Below are 13,734 nucleotides of genomic sequence, written 5' to 3' on the forward strand. Positions count from 1 at the left end.
ATTATCCTTTGTTTTGGCGGGATTTTTTCGCGCGCAGCATGTCCATCAGCTTGCGCGCGCGGCCGGGTTTGTTTGTCTGCTGGGCGCGTGCAATGGCAAGATCCCCGTCACCGACGTCCTTGGTGACAATGGTGCCGGTTGCGGTCATTGCCTCATTGCCGACCTTCACCGGCGCCACCAGACAGGTGTTGGAGCCGATAAAGGCCCGCGCGCCGATCTCCGTGCGGTGCTTCATCACGCCATCGTAGTTGCAGGTGATGGTGCCCGCACCGATGTTCGTCGCTTCGCCCACAGAGGCATCGCCGATGTAGCTCAGGTGGTTGACCTTGGCGCCCGCCGCGATTTCGGCGTTTTTGATCTCGACGAAGTTGCCCACACGGGTGTCCTCGGCCAGCTCTGCACCGGGGCGCAGGCGGGCGTAGGGGCCGACCTTGGCGCCACGCGACACGTGACAACCCTCGAGATGCGAAAACGCCCGGATCAACGCGCCGCTCTCGACGGTGACGCCGGGACCAAAGACCACATTGGGTTCGATCACGCTGTCGCGCCCCACGATGGTGTCAAACGCCAGATAGACCGTCTCCGGTGCCATCAGCGTGACGCCGAGGTCCAACAGCTTTGCCCGTGCGCGGGCCTGAAAGACCGCATCCGCAGTGGCCAGATCGGCACGAGAATTGATGCCGAGCGTCTCGTCCTCGGGGCAGGCCACAGCCGTCACCGCAAGCCCCTCCGCACGGGCCAGCTCCACCAGATCGGTCAGGTAATATTCGCCAGAGGCATTGTCGTTGCCGACCTTATCAAGCAGGCGGAACATGACCTCCGCATCGCAGGCCATCAGGCCCGAATTGCAAAAGGTGATCGCGCGCTCGGCTTCGCTTGCGTCCTTGAACTCGACAATCTTCTCAAGGCTTTCGCCGTCCATGATCAACCGGCCATAGCGTGCGGGGTCCGCCGCCTCAAAGCCAAGGATCACCAGATCAGCGCGGCTGCGGGCGGCAATCATGCGCTCCAGCGTGTCTGCAGACACAAACGGCGTGTCGCCGTAAAGCACCACCACATCGCCCTGAAACCCCTCAAGCGCCGCACGCGCCTGCAGGACGGCATGACCGGTGCCAAGTTGCTCTTCTTGCAGGACCACCGTGGCATCCGGGTCGATCTCGTCGGTGGCGGCGCGCACCATGTCAGCCTCATGACCTGCCACGACAACCGTGCGATCCGGGTCGAGCGCACGCCCTGCGCGCATGGCATGTTCCAGCATCGGGGCCTGGGCGATCGGATGCAGGACCTTGGGCAGGTCGGAATTCATCCTGGTGCCTTTGCCTGCGGCGAGGATGACGAGGGCGGTGCTCATGGGGTGTTTCCCTTTGGGGTCTTGTTGCCCCCGTTTTATCCGCTAACAGTGGGCGTGCAAGGTGCTGGACCATAAACTTCGGTTGCGACTTGCAATATGTGACGGCGAAATCGCGCCGAAAAAGGAGTTTTTGATGCGGACGGTGATCTTTGATCTCGATGGCACCCTGGCCGATACCTCTGTCGATTTGCTGGCGGCAGCCAATCACTGCTTTGGGGTTATGGGGCTGGGCGACATGCTGACCCACCCCGAGGACGCCAAGATTGCCCTGCGTGGTGGCAAGCGGATGCTGACCGAGGGGCTGACCCGTGCGGGCCAGTTCAAGGATGCCACCGTGGCAGAATACTACCCCGTGCTGCTGGAGGCCTACCGCGATGGTATCGACACCCATACGGTGATGTATCCCGGGGCCATGGACGCGGTGGAGGCGCTGAAAGCGGCGGGCTACGGCGTCGGCATCTGCACCAACAAACCCGAGGCGCTTGCCGAGGACCTGATGCAGCGTCTTGGCGTGCGCGATGCCTTTGCCTCCCTTGTCGGGGCAGACACCTTGCCGGTGCGCAAACCGGACCCCAAACCGCTGTTCGAGGCCGCGCGCCGGGCCGGGGGCGCACCTGAGATGTGCGTGCTGATCGGGGACAGCGACACGGACCGGGAAACCTCGAGGAACGCAGGGGTGCCCTCGGTGCTGGTGACATTTGGTCCGGCCGGGCCGGACATGGCGGCGCTCAACCCCGAGGCGCTGCTGGATGATTATGCCGATCTGCCCGCCGTCGTGACCCGGCTGATCGGGCGCAATGCGGCGGCCTGATCCGGACGCCCGGCGGCGGACTAGGGCGTCATCACATCCTTGCGCGTAAAGCTCGCGTCTGCGGTGGTCAGATCGTCATAGATCAGGCGCACCTTGACCGATTGCACCGAACCACCGGCGAAGCTGCGGAACGGGTCGCCATCACCGCTCTTGATCGCGCCGGGGGATCCTTCGTCCGCGTGACAGTCGGGCATCGGCCAGACCTCGAACGGGCCATCGTTGATCGCCACGTCGATCCGCGCCAGCCCGCAGCGCCAGGCCCACAGATGGGTGACATAGACCAGATCCTGACCCTCGAACTCCCGCACCGCGATCCAGTTCGCCTGCGTGGCCTGAAGCACCGGCTTGACCTCGGTCGCGGTCAGGAAGCGGCCGGTGATCTCTTGCGGTTCGGCCTCCAGTCCGGAGAGATCCTGCGCCAAGGCGGCTGTCCCGGCCAAGGCAAACAGAGCGGTGCTGAAAACTGTCAAAACGGAACCCATCGGGCATGTCCCTTTTCGTCGCTGTTGCGTCCTGTGTCCTGGGGCGGCCTCATTGCGCGCGCCCGGCTTCTTTGGTGCACCATTGCAGCGGGAAAGAAAAGCCGAAGTGCGGCCCGTGGGTGCCCGACGCCCGCGATCACGGGGCGGAGAGCAGAATCTGCCACAGGCGCTCCAGCGGGCCGTGTTCCAGCGTGTCGATGATCTGTGCCAGCTCGGTTGCGCTGCGCTGCCCCAGCACGGGATCAGCCAGCGCGTGGAATTTGGCGTGAAGCTCGGCGGCTGTCGGCGGGGCGGTGTGGTCCCAGCGCGGCTCCATCCGGGGGCTGCGCAGGCGGGTCCCATCCAGAAGCAACACCTCCACAGTGGCGTAGCGGCGCAGCGGGAAGGCGGCATTGGCGGCGTCGCTTTCCTGCATGATCAGGGCGCGCGACAGGCGCAGGACCTCCGGATGGTGCAGGGCGTCTCCGACAAGATGCTCCGGACGGACATCCCCATGCACCAGCGCCACCGCGCAGGGAAAGGAGGTCGAATATTGCGCCGCCTCCGTGGAGGTTGGGGCGTCTGTGGCGAGGCGCAGGCTTTCATGAAAGGTGGTGACCTCGATCCGCTGGACCTGATCCGGTGTCAGCCCATGGGTGCGGCGCAGATGCAGCACGGCTTCGATCGGGGCCTGCGCCCATCGGCACACCGGGTAGGGTTTGTAATATTGCTCCAGCGCGTACCAGCGCTGGCCGAGATCAGCCCAGTAGGCGGGGGCCTCTTCGACCGTGAGCGCCGGGGCGCCGGTAAACCCCGCCTCTGCCAGCATCACCGCCGATGCGCCGCACATGGCGCCCCAGCCGGCGCCATCCTTGACCATCGTGGGGTGGTCGATACAGCGCATCATCTGGCTGCGCGGGCCGTGATATTCGGCAATGCCGAGGGCGTGGCGCGTGGTTGCCGGGGGCAGGCCTGCCAGCTCTGCCCCCACAAGCGCGCCGGTGACCGCCCCCCAGCTGCCCGATGTGTGGTAGTCCGGGGTTGTTCCGTGCTGGGCCATGGCGGCGCGGGCGCCAAACTCATAGCCCGCCACCAGCGCCCGCAGAAGCGCAGAGCCATCGGCCTCATGTGCGTGGGCAAAGGCCAGGGCCACCGGCATCATCGGTGCCGCGATATGACCCTTGGCCGGGTTGAAGCCATCGTGCCCATCCAGTGCATCGATGGTCATGCCGGCGGCGAGTGCCCAGCCCGGCAGCGACACAGGCCGGCCGTCGAACAGCATCGGCAGCGCGCCCGGCATCGCGGTCGCGGCAAAATCGCGTGAGAGATGGCTGGCCTGCATCGACAGCCCGCCCACCGCAATGCCGAGCGTATCCAGCAGCGACAATTTGACCTGCCGCTGCACCGCGGGCGGGATAGCATCGAGGGTCAGGCTCTGAACCCAGGCGAGAGGCGCGGAGGTGTTCTGTGACATGGAGCAAGCCTGCGCTCTCTGGGCGGGGCGCACTGTTCGCTCCGCGACATATTCCAGCTTGTTCCGGACGTGGGCCCGCGCGCGGCTCTTGATGTCCGGGCCTGGCCGGTGGGGTGACGCTCTTGACCTTGCACCTGCGGCGGCGCATGACTTTGCCCATGACAGAGCGTTTCACAGGCAATTTCACCCAGCAGGAACCCCTCCCGGATGCGGCCATCGCGGCGGCGCTGGAGGTGATGCAGCATGGGCGCATTCACCGATATAACCTCGCAGGCGACGAAGCGGGTGAAGTGGCGCTGCTGGAGCAGGAGTTTGCCGCGCAGATGGGGGCCAAATACTGCCTTGCGGTGGCCTCCGGCGGCTATGCACTGGCGACAGCGCTGCGGGCGCTGGGTGTGGGGCACGGGGACAAGGTGTTGACCAATGCCTTTACGCTGGCACCGGTGCCGGGGGCCATTGCGTCGGTGGGGGCAGAGCCAGTGTTTGTCGGCGTGACCGAGGCGCTGACCATCGATCTTGCGGACCTTGAGGCCAAACTGGGCGCCGCCAAGGTTCTGATGCTGAGCCATATGCGCGGCCATTTGTGCGACATGGACCGTCTGATGCAGATCTGTGATCGCGCGGGTGTCACGGTGGTCGAGGATTGCGCCCACACGATGGGAGCGGCCTGGAGCGGCGTGCCGTCGGGGCGGCACGGGCGGATCGGTTGTTATTCCTGCCAGACCTACAAACATGTGAATTCCGGCGAGGGTGGCCTGCTGATCACGGACGATGAGGAGGTTGCTGCGCGCGCGATCGTGCTGTCGGGATCCTATATGCTCTATTCCCGCCACTTGGCCGCGCCGGCGCCCGAGGTGTTTGAGCGCGTCAAATACGAGACGCCGAATATTTCAGGTCGTATGGACAACCTGCGCGCCGCCATCCTGCGGCCGCAACTGCGCGATCTCGACACTCAGGTTGCGCGCTGGAACGACCGCTATCGCAGGTTGGAGGCAGGTTTGCGCGACACGCCTGGTCTGACGGTGGTCGAGCGGCCCGCGGCGGAGACCTATGTGGGCTCCTCGATCCAGTTCCTGCTGCTGGACTGGTCCCCCGAGGCGGTTCAGGCGGTGCTGTCTCGTTGCGCGGCGCGTGGGGTCGAACTGAAATGGTTCGGCGGGGCGGAGCCGGTGGCGTTTACGTCGCGCTATGACAGCTGGCGCTACGCACCGGCACAAAGCCTGCCCGAGAGCGACCGCATCCTTGCCGGTATCATCGACATGCGGGTGCCGCTGACCTTCAGCCTGGAGGATTGCGATCTGATTGCCCGCATCATCCGCGCCGAGGTTAGTGCCGTCTGGCAGGCCGGCGGCTGACACGCAGTACTGCCACATTCCTGATTAACGAGGACCTTAGCGGTGTCGCCCTCCTGACGGAGCGCGACGCAGGTGAGGTTTTGCGCTTTGCTGTGCAAATCGCGGTGGGGCGCGCCCGCACCTGAGGTGCGGGCGCGCCCGGCCCAACTGGACCGGATGCATGTCTCATGCAGAGGGGACGGGCGGGAGCCACCCCGAGACTGCGCGCATCACTGGACTTGACGAATGGGATCCTATTTGCCAATAAATGAACAAGTGTTCAGATAATCAGAGTGACTCGAATGCGACTGGCTCGGGAGGAGACGCGCAAATGTTCAACGCAAGCATGACATTCGATCTAGGCGAGGACGTGAACGCCCTGCGCGACATGGTGCATCGCTGGGCGCAAGAGCGCGTCAAGCCAATGGCGCAGGAGATCGACCAGAGCAATGAATTCCCCGCCGACCTCTGGAAAGAGATGGGGGAGCTGGGCCTTTTGGGGATCACCGTGGATGAGGAATATGGCGGCGCGGGCATGTCCTATCTGGCGCATACCGTCGCGGTTGAGGAAATCGCGCGGGCCTCGGCCTCGGTGTCGCTGTCCTACGGCGCGCATTCCAACCTCTGCGTCAACCAGATCAAGCTCAACGGCAACGCCGAGCAAAAAGCCAAATACCTGCCGCGGCTGATTTCCGGCGACCATGTGGGCGCGCTGGCAATGTCCGAGGCCGGCGCGGGCTCCGACGTGGTGTCGATGTCGCTGCGCGCCGAAAAGCGCAACGACCGCTATGTTCTGAACGGCAACAAATACTGGATCACCAACGGCCCCGACGCCGATACGCTGGTGGTCTATGCCAAGACTGATCCAGAGGCGGGCTCCAAAGGCATCACCGCCTTCCTGATCGAGAAGGAATTCAAGGGCTTTTCCACCTCCAAGCATTTCGACAAGCTCGGCATGCGCGGGTCTAACACCGCCGAGCTGGTGTTTGAAGACGTCGAGGTGCCGTTTGAAAACGTGCTGGGCGAGGAGGGCAAGGGCGTGCGCGTCCTGATGTCCGGTCTTGATTACGAGCGCGTGGTGCTTGCGGGCATCGGCACCGGGATCATGGCGTCATGCATGGATGAGATGATGCCCTATATGGCCGAACGCAAACAGTTCGGCCAACCCATCGGAAACTTCCAGCTGATGCAGGGCAAAATCGCGGATATGTACACCGCGATGAACACCGCGCGCGCCTATGTCTATGAGGTCGCCAAGGCCTGCGACAAGGGTACGGTGACCCGTCAGGATGCGGCTGCCTGCTGTCTCTATGCCTCCGAGGTGGCGATGACGCAGGCGCATCAGGCAGTGCAGGCCTTTGGCGGGGCGGGCTATCTCAGCGACAACCCGGTGGGTCGGATCTTCCGCGATGCCAAGCTGATGGAGATCGGCGCGGGCACATCGGAAATCCGGCGCATGCTGATCGGGCGCGAACTGATGTCGTATATGAGCTGATGCGGATCGCCTACTGGATCCCGATTGCGGTGCTGGCGGTGGTGCTGGCCGGGATCGGGTTTCGCTATGGCATCATGCGGCAAGGCATCACCGAGTCCGATGTGATCACGCGCTACGCGCAACAATACCTTGCCGATCACGCGGCCTCCGGTGGGGTCGGGATAGCGCGGATCAGCGACTGCGCGGCGCGACCGGCCGAGGGGATCTGGGCCTGGCTGGTGATTACCTGCCGCCCGGAGGAATCCGTGTCTGATGCGGGTTTTCGCTACACGGTCAACTGGTTGGGCGGGCTGATCGACCTGGTGGTGCCGGGGCAGACACCACCTGCCACGCCGCAGGCCTGACGGCACATGGAACGGAGCCAGTCGGCGTTGGTCGCGGCGCCGGACGGGTCCGAAGCGGGTACGAAAAAAGGCGCCGCAGGCAGGCGACGCCACTTGGATCGAAAATCGCCGGGCGGGCCGCGCCCACCCGGCATCTGGAAGGGATCAGAAGCGGTGCACGTAAGAGACACCCACAGTGATCGGATCAATCTCGGCGGTGCCGATGGAGGCGCCGTTCAGCTTGGCGTCGGCGTCGATATCCATGTAGCGCACGTTCAGACGCAGCGCGCCCTGCTCGGAGATCTTCCAGTCCGCGCCGACGGTCGCGGCGAGACCAAAGCTGTTGTCCAGATCCAGACGCCCCAGCGGGGTCTCTTCGGAGAAGAAGGTGGTATAGTTCACACCCAGCCCAACAAAGGGCGTGATCTTGCCGTTGGTGGGGATGTGATAGACCATCGACAGGGTCGGCGGCAGGTGCTTGGTGGAGCCGACATTGCTGCCGCCAAGCGCGATGTCATGTTCGAACGGCGACGCCGCCAGCAACTCGATGCCGAGGTTGTCGCGGATGAAATACTCCGCCGTGAGCGACAGCTGGGTGTCGTCGTCAATCGTGGCCGCAGCACCGGCGAGGGTGCCATTGTCGGATTTGGGATTCACGTTGATGATCCCGACACCAAAGGTCCAGTCGCCCTGCGATTGGGCCATGACAGGGGCGGCAAAGCTCGACGCGGCAACGCCCAAAGCGAGGGCGGAAACCAGGGTTTTCATGGGGGTAATCCCTTCTTCAATCAGTACGCGGCGACTGTGCCACGTCCGGCGCGCGACATCTCTGATCCAGATCAAATTGCCCCTGCCTTTCCCTTTGGAAAGACTGGGAAAAACCGCATATCAGCTATGCGCTACGTGCAGGGTTAAACATGACCGAGAAACGCATCATTCCGGGGCTGACAGAGGCCGGCGCTTGGGACATTCCGGAGCGGCTCAATATGGCCGCGCAGGTGATGGATCACGCGGCTGATAAGCTGGCGATCATCGACCTCACCTCCGGGACCCGCCGTGATGTGAGCCATGGGGATCTGGCCGTGATGGTCGATGGTCTGGCGCGCGCATTGCTGCAACGTGTCGCCCCCGGTGATCGGGTTGGCGTGCTCCTGTCCCAGTCGCCGTGGTGTGCGGCGGCGCATCTGGCGATCTGGAAGATCGGCGCCATCTCGGTGCCGCTGTTCAAACTGTTCCAGCATGACGCCCTTGCCAACCGGGTCGAGGATGCGGGCGCACGCTTCGTACTGACCGACCGGGAGGGGGCGGCGCAGCTTGGCGATCTGGCCACGCCGCTGATCGCCGCAGAGATTGGTGTCGAGGGCGAACCGGTGCCCTTTGCCGGCACGGGATCCGAGGACCCGGCGGTCATTATCTATACCTCCGGCACCACCGGCAAACCCAAGGGAGCCTTGCACGGGCACCGGATGCTGACAGGGCATCTGCCGGGCGTGTCGATCAGTCACGACCATCTGGGCCAGCCCGGCGATTGTCTCTGGACGCCTGCGGATTGGGCGTGGATCGGCGGGCTCTTTGACGTCGCCATGCCGGGGCTTGCGCTGGGCGTACCGGTGGTGGCCGCGCGATTGGATAAGTTCACGTCGGACACCTGCGCCGAGGTGATCCGCTTGGGCGAGGTGCGCAACGTCTTCTTTCCCCCCACCGCCCTGCGCATGCTGAAAGCGGCGGGGCAGGGGCTTCGGGCCTTGCGTTCCGTGGCCTCTGGTGGAGAGCCCCTGGGCGCGGAGATGCTCGCTTGGGGCCAGCGTCATCTGGGCGTCACCATCAATGAATTCTACGGCCAGACCGAATGCAACATGACGGTGTCCTCCTGTGGCGCAGATTTCCCCGTGCGCCCCGGCTGCATCGGCAAACCGGTGCCGGGGCATGTGGTCGAGGTGATCGACGTAGACGGCCAGCCCACCCGTGAGGAAGGCGATGTGGCGGTGCGCCGTGGTTCCGGGTCGATGATGCTGGAATACTGGAACCGCCCCGACGCTACCGCCGAGAAGTTTCACGGTGACTGGCTGGTGACCGGGGATCGCGGCATCTGGGAAGAGGGCTATCTGCGCTTTGTGGGGCGTGAGGATGACGTGATCACCTCTGCCGGTTACCGCATCGGCCCCTCCGAGATCGAAGATTGCCTGATGACCCACCCGGCCGTTGCCACCGTCGGTGTGGTCGGCAAGCCCGACGCCCTGCGCACTGAGATCGTCAAGGCCTATGTGGTGCTGAAGCCGGACCACGCCCCGAGCGAAAAAGAGCTGCAAGACTACGTCAAAGAGCGCCTTGCCAGCTATTCCTATCCCCGCGAGATCGCCTTTCTGGAGGCCTTGCCGATGACGGTCACGGGCAAGGTGATCCGTAAGGAACTCAAGGCGCGGGCTGCGGGGGAGGGGAAGTGATGAGGGCAAGGAATCGCAGTTTGAGTGACCAGCATGTCGCTTGGGCGTCTCGCCTGTTTTGTCATACTTGTCCAACATGCGGCGGAGCGGTGCCGCTTTCGCATCTCACGGGGCGCGGGCGCGGCTGGCCGCAGATTGCCGAGTGCCGAAGTTGTGGACGACATTGGCGGGTCGCGCTGAGTTTTCGAGCATACCTTTGGCGGTTTATATCGTGCGCAATACCACTGGTATTTCTTTCTCTTTTTGTGACAAGCGCCGCGCTCCACTTCGCCTTTCCTGAATTGTCGTATCTGGCGCAAAACGGTCAGACCAAGCTGCGTTTCGTGGCTTTCCCATTTCTGGTTTTTGCCGCTTTCGCGTCCGTACTATTTTTCTCACGTCGTCTCCCTTTGGAAGAGGAACCGAAATGAAACTCCAATCCAAGGCAATGCCTTCCTCCGAGGGCTTCAAACAAAACACCAAGGCGCATCTCTCCGCTTTGGCCGAGATCAGCGAGGCCGCCGAGGCTGCACGCTTGGGCGGGGGCGAAAAATCCCGTGCCCGTCATGAAAGCCGTGGCAAGATGCTGCCGCGCCGCCGGGTGGCGAACCTGCTTGATCCCGGCTCGCCCTTTCTTGAGGTTGGCGCGACGGCGGCCCATGGCATGTATGATGGCGCAGCCCCGGCGGCAGGCGTGATCGCAGGCATCGGGCGTGTCCACGGTCAGGAGGTCATGGTGGTCTGCAACGACGCCACTGTGAAGGGCGGCACCTATTTCCCGATGACGGTGAAAAAACACCTGCGCGCGCAGGAGATTGCCGAGGAAAACAACCTCCCCTGCGTTTATCTGGTGGACAGTGGCGGCGCCAACCTGCCGCAGCAGGATGAGGTGTTTCCCGACCGCGACCACTTTGGCCGCATCTTCTACAATCAGGCGCGGATGTCGGCCAAGGGCATTCCGCAGATCGCGGTGGTCATGGGGTCATGCACCGCAGGCGGTGCTTATGTGCCGGCAATGTCCGACGTCACCATCATCGTCAAGGAACAGGGCACCATCTTCCTGGCTGGCCCGCCGCTGGTGAAGGCCGCCACGGGCGAGGTCGTCTCGGCCGAGGATCTGGGCGGCGGGGATGTGCACACGCGGCTTTCGGGCGTGGCGGATTACCTCGCTGAGGATGACGCCCATGCGCTGGCTTTGGCACGGCGCGCGGTCAGCCATCTCAATCGCACCAAACCCCAAGGCGTGAACTGGCAGAGCCCGGAAGAGCCCGCCTATGACCCGGAGGAAATCCTCGGCGTGGTGCCGGGCGATCTGCGCACGCCCTATGACATCCGCGAGGTGATCGCGCGTCTCGTTGATGGTTCGCGCTTTGATGAGTTCAAACCCCGCTTTGGCGAAACGCTGGTCACCGGCTTTGCCCACCTCAAGGGCTGCCCCATCGGCATCATCGCCAACAATGGCGTGCTGTTCTCGGAAGCCGCCCAGAAGGGTGCGCATTTCGTAGAGCTGTGCAGCCAGCGCAAGATCCCGCTGGTTTTCCTGCAAAACATCACCGGCTTCATGGTGGGGCGGAAGTATGAGAACGAAGGCATCGCCCGCCATGGGGCCAAGATGGTGACGGCGGTGGCCTCCACCAATGTGCCCAAGATCACCATGCTGGTCGGCGGCTCCTTTGGAGCGGGCAACTACGGCATGGCAGGGCGGGCCTATTCGCCGCGGTTCCTCTGGACATGGCCCAATTCGCGCATCTCCGTGATGGGCGGCGAGCAGGCGGCGGGCGTTCTGGCCACGGTCAAACGCGATGCGATCGAGCGTCAGGGCGGCACATGGTCCGCTGAAGAAGAGGCACAGTTCAAGCAGCCCACCATCGACATGTTCGCCGAACAAAGCCACCCGCTCTACGCCTCGGCGCGGCTTTGGGATGACGGTATTATCGACCCGCGCAAAAGCCGCGATGTGCTGTCACTGTCGCTCAGCGCCGCCCTCAACGCCCCCATCGAGGACACACGCTTTGGCGTGTTCCGCATGTAGTTTCATCTTTTCGTAAATACCTCGGGGGGCCGGGGGCAGCGCCCCCGTATGCACCCACCCGACACAGGAGCACCGCAAGATGTTCAACAAGATCCTGATTGCCAACCGTGGCGAAATTGCATGCCGGGTGATGGAAACCGCCCGTCGTCTGGGTGTACGCACCGTCGCCGTCTATTCTGATGCCGACCGAGACGCCAAACATGTGGCTCTTGCGGATGAGGCGGTCCATATCGGTCATGGACCTGCCCCGGCGGATAGCTACCTGCTGCAGGACGAGATCCTCGCCGCCGCCAAGGCCACCGGTGCGCAAGGCATACATCCGGGCTATGGGTTTCTGTCGGAAAACCCCGATTTCGTGGAAAAGGTCGAGGCCGCAGGTCTCGCCTTCATCGGTCCCTCTGCCAGCGCGATCCGCAAGATGGGTCTCAAGGACGCCGCCAAGGCTCTGATGGAAGAGGCAGGCGTGCCCGTTGTTCCCGGCTATCACGGCGACACTCAGGACGCCGGCTTCCTTGCCGAACAGGCCGAGAGCATCGGCTATCCGGTCCTGATCAAGGCGGTCGCAGGCGGCGGTGGCAAGGGCATGCGGCTGGTCGAGGACCCCAAGGACTTCAACGATGCTTTGGCTTCGGCGCAGGGTGAAGCCACCACATCCTTTGGCAACCCGGCGGTGCTGATTGAAAAATACATCCAGAAACCACGCCATATCGAGGTGCAGGTCTTTGGCGACGGCACATCGGCGGTGCATCTGTTTGAACGGGACTGTTCGCTGCAACGCCGCCACCAGAAGGTGATCGAAGAAGCCCCGGCCCCCGGCATGACCGAAGAGATGCGCGCCGCTATGGGGCAGGCCGCCGTGCGCGCGGCCGAGGCGATCGGCTATGCGGGCGCGGGCACGGTGGAGTTCATCGTCGATGGCTCGGACGGGCTGCGTGCGGACGGGTTCTGGTTCATGGAGATGAACACCCGTTTGCAGGTGGAGCATCCGGTCACGGAACTCATCACTGGCGTTGATCTGGTGGAATGGCAGTTGCGCGTCGCCTCCGGCGAAGGGCTGCCCATGCGGCAGGAGGATCTCACCATCAGCGGCCACGCCTTTGAGGCGCGGCTTTATGCCGAGGATGTGCCCAAGGGCTTTTTGCCCGCCACCGGCACGCTCTCGCATCTGGCCTTTCCCGAAGGTGTGCGCGCCGACAGCGGGGTGAGGGCAGGGGACACCATCAGCCCGTGGTATGATCCGATGATCTCCAAGGTGATCGTGCACGGCCCCTCCCGCGCCGCCGCGCTGCGCCAGCTGGATGACGCGTTGGCCCGTACCGAGGTTGCCGGAACCGTGACCAACCTTGCCTTCCTCGGCGCACTGACCCGTCACGCGGGCTTTGCAGCGGGCGACGTGGACACGGGGCTGATCGCGCGGGATCTCGACACACTCGCGGCAGCACCAGTCGCCACGCCCGAGCATAAGGCTGCCGCTGCGATGGCCGCGCTCGATCTGATCGAAGCGCGCCCCGACATGGGCTTTACGCTATGGGCCGACCTGCACCGCTCCGTCACGCTGGAGTGGCAGGGCGAGCGGTTTGAGGCCACCGTCGAGGTCAACGGCCCCGACCGTCAGGACTGGACGATCGAGGGCGAACATATCGCCGTGAACCGCATGGCCTCGGGCTGGGTGATTGGCAGCATGCCCCTGCCGCCCCTGTCGATCTGCGGCGACACGATCACGGTGTTTGATCACTACGGGCTGAGCTTTACGGTGATCGACTCGCTGGAGCGCGCCGCAGGGGCTGCCGGGGATGGCAACCTGATCGAGGCCCCGATGCCCGGCCTGGTCAAGGCGGTCTTTGCCGAGGCGGGTGCCACCGTCAAGGAAGGCGACCGGCTCGCCATCCTAGAGGCCATGAAAATGGAGCACTCTTTGCTGGCCGCCCGGGACGGTGTGGTTGCAGAAGTTCTTGCGCAAGCCGGCGATCAGGTGGAGGCTGGAGCGGCGCTGGTCTGGCTGGAGGAAGACGCCTGAGCCGCGCCCATGA

Annotated in this window: 11 protein-coding genes; 7 read left to right on the forward strand and 4 right to left on the reverse strand. The window is 64.1% G+C overall.

The features are described 5' to 3' along the window. Window position 1: 1 nt before the first annotated feature. Window positions 2-1,351, reverse strand: a complete 1,350-nt coding sequence (gene glmU / locus ACXAF5_RS07435) for a bifunctional UDP-N-acetylglucosamine diphosphorylase/glucosamine-1-phosphate N-acetyltransferase GlmU (RefSeq protein WP_474946118.1) — start codon at window positions 1,349-1,351, stop codon at window positions 2-4. A gap of 133 nt (window positions 1,352-1,484) precedes the next feature. Between glmU and ACXAF5_RS07440 the strand changes: the two genes are divergently transcribed. Then, the gene (locus tag ACXAF5_RS07440; RefSeq protein WP_474946119.1) at window positions 1,485-2,162 is read left to right on the forward strand and encodes an HAD-IA family hydrolase; all 678 of its coding nucleotides are present in this window, start codon (window positions 1,485-1,487) and stop codon (window positions 2,160-2,162) included. Window positions 2,163-2,182: 20 nt separating this feature from the next. Here the strand turns inward: ACXAF5_RS07440 and ACXAF5_RS07445 are convergent, their stop codons facing one another. Together ACXAF5_RS07445 and ACXAF5_RS07450 are read right to left on the reverse strand one after the other, a co-directional pair. Further along, window positions 2,183-2,644: a hypothetical protein gene (locus ACXAF5_RS07445; RefSeq protein ID WP_474946120.1), complete on the reverse strand. Its 462-nt coding sequence runs from the start codon at window positions 2,642-2,644 to the stop codon at window positions 2,183-2,185. A 136-nt stretch (window positions 2,645-2,780) separates the two neighbouring features. Then, on the reverse strand, window positions 2,781-4,097 hold the full coding sequence (locus tag ACXAF5_RS07450) for an MmgE/PrpD family protein (protein ID WP_474946121.1): 1,317 nt from the start codon (window positions 4,095-4,097) through the stop codon (window positions 2,781-2,783). Window positions 4,098-4,255: 158 nt separating this feature from the next. Here ACXAF5_RS07450 and ACXAF5_RS07455 point away from each other — a divergent pair, with 158 nt between their 5' ends. The 3 genes from ACXAF5_RS07455 to ACXAF5_RS07465 all read left to right on the forward strand — a co-directional run bounded on the left by ACXAF5_RS07455 (window position 4,256) and on the right by ACXAF5_RS07465 (window position 7,270). Continuing rightward, on the forward strand, window positions 4,256-5,452 hold the full coding sequence (locus tag ACXAF5_RS07455; protein ID WP_474946122.1) for a DegT/DnrJ/EryC1/StrS family aminotransferase: 1,197 nt from the start codon (window positions 4,256-4,258) through the stop codon (window positions 5,450-5,452). Window positions 5,453-5,762: 310 nt separating this feature from the next. Further along, entirely contained in the window at window positions 5,763-6,926 is a 1,164-nt protein-coding gene (locus ACXAF5_RS07460) for an isovaleryl-CoA dehydrogenase (protein WP_474946123.1), read from the forward strand. Further along, complete coding sequence (locus ACXAF5_RS07465) at window positions 6,926-7,270, forward strand: hypothetical protein (protein WP_474946124.1); 345 nt, start codon at window positions 6,926-6,928, stop codon at window positions 7,268-7,270. Before ACXAF5_RS07460 ends, ACXAF5_RS07465 begins: the two co-directional genes overlap by 1 nt. Window positions 7,271-7,414: 144 nt before the next feature. Here ACXAF5_RS07465 and ACXAF5_RS07470 read toward each other — a convergent pair whose 3' ends face one another. Next, window positions 7,415-8,017: an OmpW/AlkL family protein gene (locus ACXAF5_RS07470; RefSeq protein WP_474946125.1), complete on the reverse strand. Its 603-nt coding sequence runs from the start codon at window positions 8,015-8,017 to the stop codon at window positions 7,415-7,417. 149 nt (window positions 8,018-8,166) lie between these two features. Here ACXAF5_RS07470 and ACXAF5_RS07475 point away from each other — a divergent pair, with 149 nt between their 5' ends. From ACXAF5_RS07475 to ACXAF5_RS07485, 3 genes are all read left to right on the forward strand, one after another. After that, window positions 8,167-9,693 carry an AMP-binding protein gene (locus ACXAF5_RS07475; RefSeq protein ID WP_474946126.1) on the forward strand — a complete coding sequence of 509 codons (1,527 nt, stop codon included), beginning with the start codon at window positions 8,167-8,169 and terminating at the stop codon, window positions 9,691-9,693. Window positions 9,694-10,099: 406 nt separating this feature from the next. Then, entirely contained in the window at window positions 10,100-11,704 is a 1,605-nt protein-coding gene (locus ACXAF5_RS07480; RefSeq protein WP_474946127.1) for a carboxyl transferase domain-containing protein, read from the forward strand. Between the two features lie 79 nt (window positions 11,705-11,783). Further along, entirely contained in the window at window positions 11,784-13,721 is a 1,938-nt protein-coding gene (locus tag ACXAF5_RS07485) for an ATP-binding protein (RefSeq protein WP_474946128.1), read from the forward strand. The last annotated feature ends 13 nt before the right edge of the window (window positions 13,722-13,734 follow it).

The organism is Epibacterium sp. ABV4_022 (assembly GCF_056159345.1).